The following is a 14,068-nucleotide window of genomic DNA, read 5'->3' on the forward strand; positions in this document are numbered from 1 at the left end:
ATATTATTGACAACTTCCGATAGCATTAAATGTAGAACTTATAACAGTCTTTAAGGCTAATACTGCATTAGACGTACTCACTTTTACCTGCTCCCACATCTTTACCATGAATTCTTTAATAGCATCCCAGTTTTTATATAAAAGCACTCCCACTGCAATTAATCCTGTTATTACTGCTATTACAATAGCAACGGGTCCAGTTAATGCACCAAGTACAGCTCCAAAGGCCGCTGATACACCACCAGCTGCTGCAATTGCTCCTGACACAGTGCTTACTATTGAAAATAGAGTTCCTATAATTGTAACTACCTTACCTATTATTAAAATTATAGGGCCTACAGCAGCTACAATTAAACCAATCTTTACAATCTGCTCTTGTTGCTCTTTTGATAGCCCTTGAAATTTATCCATCAAAGGTTTTATTACAGCTATAAGTTTTTCAAGAATAGGTATTAGTATTTGTCCAAACTGAATTCCTATCTGCTGAGCCTGTTCCTTCATAGCTCTTATCTTATTAGTAGGACTATCCATAGTTCTTGCTAGGTCTCCTTGGGCATTTTTTGTAGCATCTAAAATTGCCCCATACCTTGCTTGAACCTTCTGTGCTTCTGTTAGCTGTTCCCCCTGCTTTGCAATTCCATTAGAATAGGCATAGGTCTTAATGGTATTATCATTAACTAAAATACCTAAAGCTTTAAGTGGCTCTGCTTCACCAGAAATACCTGACTTTAATTTTTCAAAGGCCTCTTCAGGCTTAAGGTTATAAAAAGATGCCATATCATAAGAAAGCTGAGTTAATCCTTCTGACATTTTCAAAGATTCTTCTGATGCAAGCCCCATGGATGTAAGCATAGAATTATAAGTTGCTACATTCTTTCTTACATTAAAAGCATTGAGACTTAAGGCTTTTGAAGTTTCTTCTGACCACTTTCTAGCATCACCAGCCATTGTACCCATGGCCACCTCGAATAGATTCTCTGACTCTTCTGCATCCATAGCCATTTTAGTTGCAGCTGTTCCTATTCCTACAAGAGGAAGTGTAACCGCTGTAGTGAGTTTCTTGCCCGCTGAAGACATTTTGTCTCCCACAGCTTTCATCTTTTCTCCTGCTTTATCCATACTTTCAGATAGCTTATACCAAGCAGAACTTTTTTCTTTAAGTTCCTTTGTGGTACTTTTCAGTTCATTTTCCATTTTATTAAGTTCAGCTACTGCATAATTAAGCTTTATCTTAAGATTTTCAGTTGCCTTTGTATCAGCACCTTTTTTCTCTACACTTTCCTGGTAACTTTTATTTAACGCTGAAACTTTATCCTTTTGAATTTCTATTTGTTTATTTAAAGTATCTGATTTAAGTTTTAATCCTTCAGTGGATTTACCAAAGTCACCAAGCTTAGAACTAGCCACAGCAAATTCACTTTGAACTAACTTTAAACCTCTTTGGATCTTTGCAACACCATCTTGAAATCCTCTATCATCAAGACCTATTCTAGCTATAACAGTACTTGAATTTGCTGCCATTACACTCACCTCCTCTAGAAAATAATATTATCTATATAATCAAGCTCCTCTTCTTCTTCAATTCCATTTGCCCTTTTATATACATTGAAAAGAGCTTGTAACTTCTTAGGTGTACTTCTCCAAAACTGCTCTTCTGTCATTTTTAATAGGTTTGTTCCTAAATAGAAAAGCCACTCCCAATCCCAGCCTTCTTGATTGGTGTGGCTTTCTATTCCCCCATATTCTCTGTTACTTCTGGCATCGCTATCACCAATGCTTCATTAATAGCAGTACCTAATCTCTCCATATCACTTAAAGTAAGCATTCTACCTACATCTTTAAGAGTAACACCTTCATCCTCAGCCTTAATTGCTGAATAAATAAGTGCTCTTATGGCTTTAATCTTTCTATTTTCTAAATCCTCAAAGGCTTTGTTAATATCCCCATAAACCTCTTCTAGCTCACAGAAGGTGTTCATATCAAATTTAAGTTCATACTCTTTATTGCTTAGCTGAAACTTTATTCCTTTATTTTTAAGTTCTGATGCTTTCAATTTATCAACTCCTATCTAAACTTTGGCCAAGAAAAAACAGGGATGCTTATTTCCCTGCTAATTAAAAATACTTTAATGTTGATACATTAATATAAATACTGTTCTTAACATGTATCAAAATAATTACCTAAGCTTTTGTATCTCTATAACTAAAATAAGGACCACACCATCCAGTTTCGTGTGTTTTTACATAAGTCCAGTTAAATTCTTTGTCTACAACATAAACATCAAATTCATTCAACAAATCATTTGCATTCAAGTTAGCTGCCTCTTCAACAATAAAAACATCATCTGTATGTTGGTAAAAAATATAACAAGAATTTTTCCGTTCATTATTAAAAGCCGTTTCCGCTACTTGCTCTTTCAAACAAACTCTTCTTTCGAAGCTGAATACATGCCATAAATATCCACAAAAACCATCGTCATCATACATAAAAATTTCTTTCTTTTCATTATTACTTAAATGATTTGCAAAAACGTCTTCCCATTGCTTTCGTAAAAAGGTCCCCCATTTAGGAACTTCAATTACTTTAATACTTTTATTTTTAAAAATCTCATTTATCCGAATAGTAAGTTCCATATCTTCACCAGCCTTTGGATTAACTCAATAATAAGTTGGAATTCGCAAATTTAAAAAACAACTTTTTCTTTTACCCATTTTTCAATAAGTTCACTTCTTTTGTTGATTACTTCCACAATGTGCCTTAGAAAGTCAGTGTATTCTAATTCATTAAATTTAAGAAAGTCTTCAATTTTGATGTTGCTGTACTTGTTATTTATAAAATCATTTAAATAGAAATTCTTATACTTGAGAAATGTATTGAAAAAATTATTTGAGTATTCTTTAATTTCATCTTTATTAAAGTAAATATCTGGAATGTCATAACATTGACTTTTACCTCTATGTTCATTTCCTCCCGGCCATATAGGTATAATATTCCCCACTTTAAAATAAACTTCAATAAACTCATTTAATTCAGCGAGTTCATTTAACTTATCATAATCACAATAATGCTCTTTAATAAATTTATAACTGTAAGCAAGCTGACGGTTATTGGTTCTTATTTTTGGTTTTATTTGTAATCCACAACATTCAACTTTATCTTTATGAAATACATTTACTCCTATAACATAGACTCCAAGAAAAGAATATAAGACATCAGTATATCCCCATTCTAATTTATCTGCATATTCCTTATGATACTGTTCTAAAGAAAATTTCTTGTGTATCATTTTTTCTACAAGATTTATTTCCTCCATCTATTCAGCCTCCTCTACAACTTCAGATTTGTACATTTTATTAATAATAAACAACTCGATAAAATACTATTTATATTATAGTTAGATGAATAATCATTACTTCACTACATTCTACAACTGTGTACTAACTATATTATAATACAAATACTTCTTTGCATAAATTAATTTCATATAATTATTTATGGAGTTATTATAGGCTCATCAGGAACTTCAGTAAACCATCCACTAATAATTGTTTCATCTACACCTTGATTATCCTCATCACAAATAAATCTATAGTTACCATCAGATTCCCTTGAGAAGAATTTCCCCTTAAGCTTTGCACTCTGAGCCTTTGGCTTTTCTGCTTCAGTGTCATACTCATCTGTTGCAAGTTCAAACTTTCCTTTAAGTAGCCACACAAATCTATACTTACCACTATTCTTCTTTGACTTAAAACCTAAAGCTATAGTTGGCGGTATGTCATCCTTATTTTCTATAAGCACGCCTTTTACAACCTTTGACCCCTGAAGTGTTGCTCTACTTGTAAGTGATAATTGATTGACTTCTATTTCAACATCTATACCTTCAAATGCTGTTATTATATCTTCTACTGCATCATCAGAATATATATTATCTGAATTTGACTTTGGCGAAAGCTTAGCACTTATTGCCCTTTCAAGTTTTATTGGTGTGTCATAAGTTGTTCCTGTGGCATCATCTGTTTTTAATATTGCAACATGAATATCCTTAAGTCCTACTTGTCTAGCCATTTATATCACTCTCCCTTTCTTCTAAATAATAAAATTTAAGACCTTTATGATAGATTTTTGTTTCTTCTTCATAAAGGTCTATTTCATTTAATCTTTTAAATCCTACCTTAAGCAAAAGTTCTTTTACATTTTTAACTATAGCTGTATAATCATCCTTTGACCAAATATCTACCTGAATATAGTGTGCTGTTAAGCTTTCCTCATCATCCTCATATTCTTCTCCTGAAACTAAATATTCATGAAAAGTGATATAGGTTTTAGCTTTGCCACTATACCTTTGAAAGGATACTGGAATCTTAAGTGGCGTTAATGCATCTAATAATATTTTACTTATCATTCCTCAATACCTCTTTGTAATTCTTCCTTAATAGTGTCATTTATTTCTCTCTTATTTTCGAGGACTGATTTCTCTGCCCAGTGCTGTGCTGATATTTTACTTGTACCCCATTCAGTAAACTTACTGTAAAAGAACTCTGAGTTATCACCTTTATTAGGTCCAACTTTAATAAAATCCACACCATTATCCTTTTGTATTTCTGACACTTGTATATTTTCAGCCATGTGCCTTTTAGTTTCTTCAGATTTTGGTGCTCGTGTTTCCATGGTTGACTTTACAAGTTCTCCTGCTTTATCTAATGCTTTCTTTTTAATAACTTCACCTTTTTCTCCTAACTTATTAACTCTATCAATAAGTTCTTCCATACCCTCAAGTTCCAGTTTAGCCATCCTCCTCCACCTCCACAGCTTTTATTTCAATGTACTTATTTACATATTTCATGTTATCTATGAAGGTTATGTTATACTGCTTATTCCTAAATAAAATTATCATAGATTCATCTATATCTTCCACATACCTTATTAAGAACTTTACAGTTTTCTCTCCTTTTATTGCTGCAGTTTGATAATATTCCCTACCTGATAAATTAGAAACTGCTGACCATACTGTTTTATAATTCTGCCATGTTTGAATTTCAAACCCATTTTCATTAACTGCTGTGATTAACTTTTGAAAAGTAATTCTATGCCTTAAGTCTCCTATTTCCATAGTATCACCAACTTTCTCTTCTATGAGAAAATAAAAGTCTTGTCATTGTTTCTATAACTGATTTTACATCAAAGGTTTCACGTTGTTCGTACATATTTACTACTGCATATAATATCGCTTGTTTTACTAACTCAGGTACAACTTCATATTCTGTAAGCTCAAATCTAAGTATTTCTTCACATAATTCCTGTGATGTTAAAATAAATTTAGTCATGAGTGTATTTTCCTCATCACCATCTACTCTTAAATATAATTTAACTTCTTCAAGCGTTAGAACCACACACTCACCTCCTATATTTTTTTCTATACTTTGTGTTGTAATACTTTAATTGCTTCAGGAAGTATTAGCTTTCCATCAACTCTTTGAGTTGCCATAAATCCAACTTGACCTGTTGCTGCGTATAATTCATTCAACCTCTTAAAAGCTCTACCTTGACGATCTGCAACCCAATAGTATGAGAAATCACCAAACGCAATACTCTTCGCTGCTGATGCAATAGTAGGAACATATGCAGAAGTCTTTACTGGTCTATTTAAAATAGTATCAGGAGTTCCAGCTGTGATAGATGGTTGCCATATATATTGACCATTTCCATCTTTAAGTTTTCTTATTGCCTTTACTGTTGCATCGTTCATTACAAACACAGAATTTTTTCTGTAAGGAGATTTTAAGCTATAGAACAAGTCCATAATCTCATCTAGTGTAATAGCTGTTGCACTTGCAGCAGTAACTCCAAGCTGAGCTCCACCGGTAGCGTTAAAAATACCAGTAGGTTTTCCTGTTCCGTCACCAATGAAGAAAGCCTCTTCTTCCTTTGCACCAATACGTCTTGCAAATTCTTTTGCTATATAACTCTCTAAATTAAAAACACTATCATTAAGAAGTTCCTCAGAAACCTTAATCATAGTGGCAAGTTTATATGCTCCTATAGACACTTGTCCAAACGAATCATCTGATTCTGTTATGATACCCTCTTCGTCAACCCAAGATGCTGTTCCTTTTCCAGCAACTACAGGTATCTTCTTGTCTCCAGAAGATGTAGTAATTATATTAGCAAGTTGTCTAAATATATTTTGTTCTTCTAAGCTTTCAATTAATATCTTTTCAAACTCATCTGGTGCAAGGAATCCACCTTCACTATCTGTACCAATTTGCAAAGCATTATTAATCTCAAAGCCATTCTTGTTTCTCATAGCATTCCAAAAAGCTTTCACATATTCATTTGATGCCCTTCCTGTCTTTTCTTCATGAATATTAGCATTAGGATTATTTCTAATTGCACTAGAAGTTGCCTTTGATAGCTCTAAATCTAAAGCTGCTTGCCTTTCAAGTCTATCTATTTCCTTTCCTAAATTTACAACATCAGCTTCCATCTTCTCATAATTTTCAGTATCCTCCGCTGATAATAATCCATTGTCATTTCTTTTGCTATCTAAGAAAGCTTTTGTGCTATCCCATAGTTTTGCTCTTTTTTCTCTAAGCTCTAATATTTTACTCATATACATTCCTCCATTATTTTATTAGATTTAATCTCTTATAAAGATTTTCAATTTGAATTCCATTTGGTTCGTTTTTCTTTTTATTAGGCAATTTATTTAAAAGTGAGTTAGTGATTGACATATTGCTAAAAGATGTTCCCTCACTTTCCGGAGAATCTGTACGGTTTTCAGAAAATAGGATTTTATCAGCAAAGCCAAGTTCAACAGCTTTTTTAGCATTAAACCAAGTTTCATTGTCCATAAAATTAGCTAATTTTTCTCTTGAAAGCCCTGTTTTTATCTCATAAGCATTTATAATACTTTCTTTAACTTCACTAAGCATTGTAACTGCTTTTCCCATCTCCACAGCATCACCAAAAGCAATAGTCATTGGATTATGAATCATAATTAGTCCAGTTGGTGATATCAGTACTTCTTCACCTGCCATAGCAATAACTGAAGCTGCACTAGCCGCTATTCCATCAATTTTCACTGTAACTTTTCCTTTATAGTCCATCAGCATATTATAAATTTGACTTGCTGCAAATACACATCCACCTGGAGAGTTGATCCAAACTATAATGTCCCCATCTCCTGAATACAGTTCTTGTTTAAATAGTTTTGGGGTAACTTCATCTCCATACCAGGTTTCATCCGATATTTCTCCATTAAGAAAAATAGTTCTGCTATCATCATTGTTAAGCCAATTCCAAAACTTCCGTTTCATCTACTTCACCTCCAATAATATTTAACTTTGCATACTCTCCAAAATAAAAAGAAGCCACTCGATTATATGCATGAGCAGCTTCAATATCAATAATAAATGATTGACCATTTTCTAATGTGCATTTCGTATAATCATCGTTTACCTCTATTTTCAAGTTTGACATCACCTCCATTATTTTTATTTGCAAATGCACCTGCATCAGCAAGCTTTGTCATGTTTCCATTAATTAAATATAAATCTCCACCAAGCTCCTCTGGTATCCTATTAAGGTTTTCAAGTTCCCGTATATCATTACTTGATAACCAACCATTCTGCCTTCCAACTGCATACCCATTCATTCTGCTTTGATAGTCTCCTCTAAGTAATCCATCTACATTGAATTTAACAAAATACTGTTTCTTTTCACTTTCAGTAAACAAGGCTCTTTTAATAGCTTGCTCCCATCTAACCACCCAAGGATCAAGTGTGTACATAACAAACTCAAGTGATTGCTGTTCAATATTTGAAAAACTTGATTTATCTAAATCTCCAATCATATGTGGTGGGATTCTAAATATTCTAGCTATCTCATTTAATTGAAACTTTCTTGTTTGTAAAAACTGTGCTTGTTCTGGTGGAATACCTATACTTTGAAACTTCATTCCCTCTTCTAAAACTGCAACTCTATGTGCATTTTTAGTTCCTTGGTATACACTATTCCAACTTTCTCTAACCCTAGCTGGATCCTTCACTATTCCTGGATGTTCAAGAACTCCTCCTGGATTTGCTCCATTTGCAAAGAAACTAGCTCCATATTCTTCAGTTGCTATTGCCATACCTATTGCATTTTTAGCCATAGCTATTGGTGAATAACCAATTAATCCATCAAATCCAAGACCAGGAATGTGCAAAACTTCATCACTCCTAAGAGTGTAATCCTGTCCTTCTTTGCAATAAACGTAGTACATTTCACCGTTATCAGTTCTTTGCACAGCCATTTTATCTGGCATTAACGGATATAAAGCCATCACATTGCCTCTTCCATCACGAACTATTTGTGCATAACCATTTCCCCATAATAAAAGATGACCCATCAGTGTTTCTCTAAACACAAATGAGGTCATCTCAGGGTTTGGTTCATCTGCTAAGAGATGATATATTTGATGGTCTGTGGCTTTCGCCTTCCCAGTTTCTGTGTATCTATAAGTATGAAGTGGCAATGAAGCTATTGTTTCAGCAAGTATTCTAACACAAGCATAAATTGCAGTAGTTTGCATTGCTGTTTTTTCATTTACAGTTTTTCCACTTGTAGTACTACCAAAGAAGAAACTATAAGTACTACCCCAAAAACTATTCTTAGGACCTGCTCTAGGCTCCCAAATTCTTGATATTATTGGTATTTTCATTATGGTCACCTCCTAAAACGGATATAAAAAAAACCCTGAAATTATTATCAGAGCTTATAATTCATTATTATTTAAATTTAGGCTTCATCTCTACCTAAAAGTACTTTCCCACCAACAAAAACTACTGCTGCGAGCAATACGCTACCAACTCCTAGTAGGGTTTTTTTTGTCATGTCACCAAGAAATATCTTATTTTCCGTATCTTTTTCATACTCTCTATCCCCACATTGCATAATTAAATTTATATAATATTGCTTTTCTTCAAAGCTAAGATTTTCTTGATTTAGTTGATTTTCAAGTATTCTACGAATATCTTTAAAGGCATTATGAACATTGTTTTGACTTTCTTTATTTGCATCAATCGTATTATTATATGTTTCTTCAAGTGTATCAAGCACATCTTTTGCGAATTCTTTAAATTGAGGAAATTGATCAATAATTTTCATCATTACTTCTTTATCAATATTAGGCATCATTGCAACAAACTTTAACATTTTATCTCTAGATAAGTTTTTCCATGAATCTATTTCAAGTGCATCCAGTAATTGTTTTTCATTTTTATACTCCATACTAATAATCCTCCCCAATTCTCACTTATGGAATATATTATAAATTTATATTTAATACTGGTCAAGGACATTTCAAATATAGGCATAAAAAAGCACCTCTTGTTAGGTGCTTCTTGGTTTCATGATGCTAAATTATTACCAAAAGAAAATTCATTAAGGGTTTCTTTTAAATCTTCTATAAAATCACTTTGCTGTTCTAGATAATTACAATAACTAAAATCATCTATGTTGCTTTGCTTTATTAATAAATTTTCTATAGTAACAAGAAGATTGTATAAAAGGTTATAATTATTAAATATGTATCTAATAAATATAATTTTCCCATAATGAGTTGTAAAATTTCTTTTCTTTCTAAAGTCAAGTAAAGCTTCTTTTTCACTACCATCTATTATATTTTTATTTTTTATAATCTTGACGACTTGGTCATAATTTTTAAAGCTAGCCCCATTCTTGCTTTTAGTGCTTATACGATTCCAGCAATCTAAAGCATATGAAATTCTATGGTATAAATCGTTTGAAAAACCAAAAATTGAATATGCTATTTTTGTAACTTCAAGCTCATAATTTGAATTATAATTAATTATTCCCATAGCAATGGCATTATTATAGTAATATGAGTTACTATAAATCAACGTCATACTATTAAACTGATTAACATAACTATTAACCAATCCATAAATATTATTTTTCATCCATACTATATTAGCAATATTTTCTTCTACTGTAACTGGTTTATAATACATATATACCCCTCCCTTTTTAATCTTTCAGACTTACATAAAATCTATCTTGATACTCTAATATAGATTTCTTAATTTCATCCCAAATTTGTACTATATTTGTTTCTTTATCTACTACAAAAACCTTACCATATGATCTTGCTGTATCATATTTTAATTGATTAAAGTTAGAAACAAATTGTTCTACGTAAGTATCTTCATGATTATTATCTGTACATAAACTCACCAAATCTTCATAGTATACCTTATCCTGTTCACTTTGTAATTTTAAAAAAGCTCTTATTATTTTATATGGGACTTGTTCTTTGTTAAGAGACCATTTTTGTATTTTATTAATTGCTTTTAAAAAATACTTATTTTCTTCATCTCTTTTTATTATACCGTTAGTATCACCCTCATCTTGATATCGTTTTGAAACCTCATCAAAAGTGTTAGCAACATAGTTTCCCATCATACGTTCTATAACTTGTATATCCCACTCTTTCTTAATCTTCAAAGCCGTATAAAACATTTCTTTAACATACTCATCAATCCTTAATTCTATCTTTGCACTACCGCATAATATTCTTACTTTTAAACCGTCCACTTCATCTTGCTTTATTGTATTACTAGGTTCAATTTCACCTTGACAACGCTTTGAAACCTCATCAAAAACATTAGAAATATAATTACACATCATTCTCTGTATAACCTCTTTAGCACTTTGTTTTTTAATTCCTAATGCTATATCGAACATCTCTTTAACATCAAAATCAATACTTAATTCAATATTGGGTTTTCTTTCTTTCGAGTTTTCCATCTCAACACCTCCTATATTAAGTATTATATCATTTATTTTTAGTATCGCAAGCATTTTTAGTATTTATTTACTCATTGAGTATGTTTAGTACTAAATATACTCAATGAAGTCTAGAGTGCCATATATACTTATAAAATTAAAATTCCTCTATCATCATAAACACTTCCACAACTGCCTTGATTCCTAATTGCTCTATCTAATGCCATTATTAAAGCTACAGCACCATCAATTTTCTCTGTACTTTTCTCTTTATCAGGCTTAATATTTCCTGCTGGATCAGTTTTTACATATATGTTATCCATCATCCACCTAAGCACTAGATTTCCTCCATGTGCTATTTTCTTCTCAAGGGTTAGTTTCATTAATTCCTTAGAAGATGGTGACATATCTTTATACCCTTGTCCAAATGGAACTACTGTAAATCCCATTCCTTCAAGGTTCTGTACCATCTGAACTGCTCCCCAACGGTCAAAAGCTATTTCTTTAATATTATATTTAGTATGAAGTTCCTCTATAAACATTTCTATAAATCCATAGTGGACCACATTACCTTCTGTGGTTTTTATAAATCCTTGTTTCTCCCATACATCATAAGGTACATGATCTCTTCTTACTCTAAGCTTTAGATTATCCTCTGGTATCCAAAAGTAAGGAATTACTATATATCTTTCATCTGGTGTTCTTGGAGGGAAAACTAAAACAAAAGCAGTAATGTCGGTGGTACTTGAAAGATCAAGTCCTCCATAACATTCTCTGCCTCTTAAAGAATCCATATCTATTTTAAAATCACACTCGTCCCAATTATCCATCTGCATCCAACGAGTGGATTGTTTTACCCATTGATTTAATCTTAACTGTCTAAATATATTTTCTTCAGCTGGATTTTCCTTTGCACTATTATAAGCATTTCTAACTTTCTCAATATCTATTGTATGCCCAAGTGATGGATTGGCTTTATACCAGTTCTTTTCATCCCCCCAATCAGCATTATCATCTATACCATATATAACTGGATAAAAGGTTTTATCTATCTTTCTACCTTCAATTATGTCCTGGGCCTTTTGGTGCTGCTCAAAGCATATGGAATTTCTATCTGTACCAGCTGTAGTAATTAGAAAAAATAATGGCTGTAGTCTTGCATCTCCTGAACCTTTAGTCATTACATCAAATAACTCTCTATTGGGTTGTGCATGGAGTTCATCGAAAATAACTGAATGTACATTAAGACCGTGTTTTGTATAGGCCTCAGCTGAAAGAACCTGGTAAAAGCTATTTGTAGGTTTATATACCAGTCTTTTCATTGACATTATAGGCTTAATTCTTTTTTTAAGTGCTGGGCATTGCTCCACCATTTCAACTGCAACATCAAATACTATAGAAGCTTGCTGCCTATCAGAAGCACAACCATAAACCTCTGCTCCCCATTCATTATCTCCGCAAGTCATAAGTAGTGCTACTGCTGCTGCAAGTTCTGATTTTCCATTCTTTTTTGGAATTTCAATATACGCAGTATTATACTGACGATACCCATTATCTTTAACATATCCAAATATATCTTTGATAATTTTATCTTGCCAAGGAAGTAAATCGAAAGGAACACCTCTCCACTGACCTTTTGTATGCTTTAAGCAATTAATGAAATTTACAGCTCTCTGTGCTTTTGCTTCATCATACATTATTTCATCTCACCCCTTAGCATCATTTCCATAGGATCTAAACAATCATTAGAACCTTTATCTGCAACAATTCTACTTCTTGAAGAAGGTGTAAGTCCAAACTGCTCACAAAACTTAATCATAATCTTAAGATAAGTTTGGGCAATAGATACCTGTGGCACTTGCTGCCAATAACCACTTGGTGTTTTTACAATTGTTCCATGCTTTGATATAAATTCTTCTGCTTCTTTCCAACGTGCATAAGCTTCACAATACCCTGCAAAAGCTGCCATATCAACTTCTGTTAATACTCCAAGTTCCTCAAGCTGCTTAGCAACTCTTCTCCACTCCTTTTTAGCTTCAGCATCAAGCCAAGTAGGACATTTTGGTGCTTTCTTTTTAGGCTTTGGTTCAAATTCATTAAGTGCTCTTTTTCCTGGATTACCTTCAAGTTCTTTTACTGCAGTAGGTTTTGGTTTTCTTCCTCTTTGTGCCATAGGTTTCACCTCCCATCTTTAAAATTTATCACAAGAAAAGAGCATACCTTATTTAGTACGCTCTTTTAAAATACTTATTATTTAATACACCTATCTATAATTTGGGCTAGTTTAATATATTCATCACTCCAACCACTATCAATTGCTATCTCTTGTAAATCACCAGTAGGTGCAAACAAAAGTGAAATTTCCTTTTTACATGATAAATCATTACTTTTAAGTTTAGCTATATATACATCTAAATCACTAATTAATTGTTTTTCACTTTCACATGTTGAATAACTTAAATCCATTTCATAATTTACAATTATTACCTTCACCTTCTCTAAAGCTTTTATAACTTCTTTTATTTCATTCACCTACTTTATATCTAATTTACTATATTATACTACTCTATATGTTAAATTTATAGATATTTTAAGTAGGTCTTATTTACCTCGTATGCCTTTGTAATTATAATTACCCTTTTTTATTTCTTCATGGTCAGCCTTTACAGCTTTTTTATAATCCTTATCCTTCTTTTCTTTCTCTAAGCAATCCATGCAGATGCAATCAGTATTAAACATGGACATTATCTTACCTTTTTCTAGAGAACCGCAACATCTATCACAAGTTTTCTGAGTAAAAAATTTATCCATTATCTTCTCCCCTCTATTAGTTCAGATAAACATTCTGAATAGGCAATTTGTAGAAGTTTTAAATCAATGTCATTGTCCGAGTATCCTCTAGAAATTACATTGAAATAATATTCTGTAGGAGCTGCTACAATATGGGTATATTGTTTAGACATAATATAAACCATCACTGTTTTAGACTTACCTTTCACCTTAACCTGAACTTCTTTTTTTACATATAGATTAGGATATCCTTCATATATATCAAGCGCTGTTTCACAATCCTCAGTTATTTCCCATAAAACAATAGGTACTTCTTTGCTCTTACAAGGCTCAATATTTGCAACCCCTTTATACCTGCCCCTAAAGGTTAACTTATACCCTTCAAGTGTTCCTGTACCTATAATCTTAGCCTTTGGACATCTATGCCTCATTTGCTCTAGGTTCATATTAGAACCATAAGCTCCATATAATTTTATATTTTCAGTCATTT

The 14,068-nt window shown here is 32.4% G+C and carries 22 protein-coding genes; all 22 read right to left on the reverse strand.

Features of this window, described 5'->3' with window-relative positions:
• Nucleotides 1–3: 3 nt before the first annotated feature.
• The gene (locus B3J31_RS03150) at nt 4–1,521 is read right to left on the reverse strand and encodes a phage tail tape measure protein (RefSeq protein WP_346873597.1); all 1,518 of its coding nucleotides are present in this window, start codon (nt 1,519–1,521) and stop codon (nt 4–6) included.
• 14 nt (nt 1,522–1,535) lie between these two features.
• Nucleotides 1,536–1,661 carry a hypothetical protein gene (locus tag B3J31_RS03155; protein WP_346866667.1) on the reverse strand — a complete coding sequence of 42 codons (126 nt, stop codon included), beginning with the start codon at nt 1,659–1,661 and terminating at the stop codon, nt 1,536–1,538.
• A gap of 68 nt (nt 1,662–1,729) precedes the next feature.
• A complete protein-coding gene (locus tag B3J31_RS03160; protein ID WP_346866666.1) occupies nt 1,730–2,053 on the reverse strand; it encodes a hypothetical protein in 324 nt (107 codons plus the stop codon).
• A 127-nt stretch (nt 2,054–2,180) separates the two neighbouring features.
• Entirely contained in the window at nt 2,181–2,633 is a 453-nt protein-coding gene (locus B3J31_RS03165) for a DUF4275 family protein (protein ID WP_346866665.1), read from the reverse strand.
• A 50-nt stretch (nt 2,634–2,683) separates the two neighbouring features.
• Nucleotides 2,684–3,313, reverse strand: a complete 630-nt coding sequence (locus tag B3J31_RS03170; protein ID WP_346866664.1) for a hypothetical protein — start codon at nt 3,311–3,313, stop codon at nt 2,684–2,686.
• A 179-nt stretch (nt 3,314–3,492) separates the two neighbouring features.
• Nucleotides 3,493–4,065, reverse strand: coding sequence for a major tail protein (locus tag B3J31_RS03175; protein WP_346866663.1), 573 nt, complete (start codon nt 4,063–4,065; stop codon nt 3,493–3,495).
• Nucleotides 4,058–4,402, reverse strand: a complete 345-nt coding sequence (locus tag B3J31_RS03180; RefSeq protein WP_346866662.1) for a hypothetical protein — start codon at nt 4,400–4,402, stop codon at nt 4,058–4,060. The genes B3J31_RS03175 and B3J31_RS03180 overlap by 8 nt, the downstream gene beginning before the upstream one ends.
• Nucleotides 4,399–4,791, reverse strand: coding sequence for an HK97-gp10 family putative phage morphogenesis protein (locus B3J31_RS03185; protein ID WP_346866661.1), 393 nt, complete (start codon nt 4,789–4,791; stop codon nt 4,399–4,401). The genes B3J31_RS03180 and B3J31_RS03185 overlap by 4 nt, the downstream gene beginning before the upstream one ends.
• Entirely contained in the window at nt 4,784–5,110 is a 327-nt protein-coding gene (locus B3J31_RS03190; protein WP_346866660.1) for a phage head closure protein, read from the reverse strand. The genes B3J31_RS03185 and B3J31_RS03190 overlap by 8 nt, the downstream gene beginning before the upstream one ends.
• 4 nt (nt 5,111–5,114) lie before the next feature.
• Entirely contained in the window at nt 5,115–5,390 is a 276-nt protein-coding gene (locus tag B3J31_RS03195; RefSeq protein WP_346866659.1) for a head-tail connector protein, read from the reverse strand.
• 23 nt (nt 5,391–5,413) lie between these two features.
• The gene (locus tag B3J31_RS03200; protein ID WP_346866658.1) at nt 5,414–6,610 is read right to left on the reverse strand and encodes a phage major capsid protein; all 1,197 of its coding nucleotides are present in this window, start codon (nt 6,608–6,610) and stop codon (nt 5,414–5,416) included.
• A gap of 13 nt (nt 6,611–6,623) precedes the next feature.
• Complete coding sequence (locus tag B3J31_RS03205; RefSeq protein ID WP_346866657.1) at nt 6,624–7,316, reverse strand: head maturation protease, ClpP-related; 693 nt, start codon at nt 7,314–7,316, stop codon at nt 6,624–6,626.
• Nucleotides 7,288–7,479: a hypothetical protein gene (locus B3J31_RS03210; RefSeq protein WP_346873598.1), complete on the reverse strand. Its 192-nt coding sequence runs from the start codon at nt 7,477–7,479 to the stop codon at nt 7,288–7,290. Before B3J31_RS03210 ends, B3J31_RS03205 begins: the two co-directional genes overlap by 29 nt.
• Nucleotides 7,448–8,701, reverse strand: coding sequence for a phage portal protein (locus B3J31_RS03215; protein WP_414632053.1), 1,254 nt, complete (start codon nt 8,699–8,701; stop codon nt 7,448–7,450). Before B3J31_RS03215 ends, B3J31_RS03210 begins: the two co-directional genes overlap by 32 nt.
• A gap of 77 nt (nt 8,702–8,778) precedes the next feature.
• Nucleotides 8,779–9,270, reverse strand: coding sequence for a hypothetical protein (locus B3J31_RS03220; RefSeq protein ID WP_346866655.1), 492 nt, complete (start codon nt 9,268–9,270; stop codon nt 8,779–8,781).
• 119 nt (nt 9,271–9,389) lie between these two features.
• The gene (locus B3J31_RS03225) at nt 9,390–10,013 is read right to left on the reverse strand and encodes a hypothetical protein (protein WP_346866654.1); all 624 of its coding nucleotides are present in this window, start codon (nt 10,011–10,013) and stop codon (nt 9,390–9,392) included.
• A 16-nt stretch (nt 10,014–10,029) separates the two neighbouring features.
• Nucleotides 10,030–10,809 carry a hypothetical protein gene (locus B3J31_RS03230; RefSeq protein ID WP_346866653.1) on the reverse strand — a complete coding sequence of 260 codons (780 nt, stop codon included), beginning with the start codon at nt 10,807–10,809 and terminating at the stop codon, nt 10,030–10,032.
• Between the two features lie 128 nt (nt 10,810–10,937).
• Nucleotides 10,938–12,485, reverse strand: coding sequence for a terminase large subunit (locus B3J31_RS03235; RefSeq protein WP_346866652.1), 1,548 nt, complete (start codon nt 12,483–12,485; stop codon nt 10,938–10,940).
• Nucleotides 12,485–12,961, reverse strand: coding sequence for a phage terminase small subunit P27 family (locus tag B3J31_RS03240; RefSeq protein ID WP_147520369.1), 477 nt, complete (start codon nt 12,959–12,961; stop codon nt 12,485–12,487). The genes B3J31_RS03235 and B3J31_RS03240 overlap by 1 nt, the downstream gene beginning before the upstream one ends.
• A gap of 77 nt (nt 12,962–13,038) precedes the next feature.
• The gene (locus tag B3J31_RS03245; protein ID WP_346866651.1) at nt 13,039–13,320 is read right to left on the reverse strand and encodes a hypothetical protein; all 282 of its coding nucleotides are present in this window, start codon (nt 13,318–13,320) and stop codon (nt 13,039–13,041) included.
• Nucleotides 13,321–13,389: 69 nt separating this feature from the next.
• Nucleotides 13,390–13,599 (reverse strand): gamma-glutamylcyclotransferase, encoded by a 210-nt coding sequence (locus tag B3J31_RS03250; protein WP_346866650.1) that lies wholly within the window; start codon nt 13,597–13,599, stop codon nt 13,390–13,392.
• On the reverse strand, nt 13,599–14,066 hold the full coding sequence (locus B3J31_RS03255) for a gamma-glutamylcyclotransferase family protein (protein ID WP_346866649.1): 468 nt from the start codon (nt 14,064–14,066) through the stop codon (nt 13,599–13,601). Before B3J31_RS03255 ends, B3J31_RS03250 begins: the two co-directional genes overlap by 1 nt.
• Between the last annotated feature and the right edge of the window lie 2 nt (nt 14,067–14,068).

It is taken from the genome of Clostridium sp. UBA5988 (assembly GCF_002435615.1).
Classification (GTDB): Bacteria; Bacillota; Clostridia; order Clostridiales; family Clostridiaceae; genus Clostridium_J; species Clostridium_J sulfidigenes.

Excerpts from the sequence above, each read along its gene's own strand:
- B3J31_RS03150 (WP_346873597.1), bottom strand. The coding sequence starts at position 1,521 with ATGGCAGCAAATTCAAGTACTGTTATAGCTAGAATAGGTCTTGATGAT.
- B3J31_RS03155 (WP_346866667.1), bottom strand. The coding sequence starts at position 1,661 with ATGACAGAAGAGCAGTTTTGGAGAAGTACACCTAAGAAGTTACAAGCT.
- B3J31_RS03165 (WP_346866665.1), bottom strand. The coding sequence starts at position 2,633 with ATGGAACTTACTATTCGGATAAATGAGATTTTTAAAAATAAAAGTATT.
- B3J31_RS03170 (WP_346866664.1), bottom strand. The coding sequence starts at position 3,313 with ATGGAGGAAATAAATCTTGTAGAAAAAATGATACACAAGAAATTTTCT.
- B3J31_RS03175 (WP_346866663.1), bottom strand. The coding sequence starts at position 4,065 with ATGGCTAGACAAGTAGGACTTAAGGATATTCATGTTGCAATATTAAAA.
- B3J31_RS03180 (WP_346866662.1), bottom strand. The coding sequence starts at position 4,402 with ATGATAAGTAAAATATTATTAGATGCATTAACGCCACTTAAGATTCCA.
- B3J31_RS03185 (WP_346866661.1), bottom strand. The coding sequence starts at position 4,791 with ATGGCTAAACTGGAACTTGAGGGTATGGAAGAACTTATTGATAGAGTT.
- B3J31_RS03190 (WP_346866660.1), bottom strand. The coding sequence starts at position 5,110 with ATGGAAATAGGAGACTTAAGGCATAGAATTACTTTTCAAAAGTTAATC.
- B3J31_RS03200 (WP_346866658.1), bottom strand. The coding sequence starts at position 6,610 with ATGAGTAAAATATTAGAGCTTAGAGAAAAAAGAGCAAAACTATGGGAT.
- B3J31_RS03205 (WP_346866657.1), bottom strand. The coding sequence starts at position 7,316 with ATGAAACGGAAGTTTTGGAATTGGCTTAACAATGATGATAGCAGAACT.
- B3J31_RS03210 (WP_346873598.1), bottom strand. The coding sequence starts at position 7,479 with ATGTCAAACTTGAAAATAGAGGTAAACGATGATTATACGAAATGCACA.
- B3J31_RS03215 (WP_414632053.1), bottom strand. The coding sequence starts at position 8,701 with ATGAAAATACCAATAATATCAAGAATTTGGGAGCCTAGAGCAGGTCCT.
- B3J31_RS03220 (WP_346866655.1), bottom strand. The coding sequence starts at position 9,270 with ATGGAGTATAAAAATGAAAAACAATTACTGGATGCACTTGAAATAGAT.
- B3J31_RS03225 (WP_346866654.1), bottom strand. The coding sequence starts at position 10,013 with ATGTATTATAAACCAGTTACAGTAGAAGAAAATATTGCTAATATAGTA.
- B3J31_RS03230 (WP_346866653.1), bottom strand. The coding sequence starts at position 10,809 with ATGGAAAACTCGAAAGAAAGAAAACCCAATATTGAATTAAGTATTGAT.
- B3J31_RS03235 (WP_346866652.1), bottom strand. The coding sequence starts at position 12,485 with ATGTATGATGAAGCAAAAGCACAGAGAGCTGTAAATTTCATTAATTGC.
- B3J31_RS03240 (WP_147520369.1), bottom strand. The coding sequence starts at position 12,961 with ATGGCACAAAGAGGAAGAAAACCAAAACCTACTGCAGTAAAAGAACTT.
- B3J31_RS03250 (WP_346866650.1), bottom strand. The coding sequence starts at position 13,599 with ATGGATAAATTTTTTACTCAGAAAACTTGTGATAGATGTTGCGGTTCT.
- B3J31_RS03255 (WP_346866649.1), bottom strand. The coding sequence starts at position 14,066 with ATGACTGAAAATATAAAATTATATGGAGCTTATGGTTCTAATATGAAC.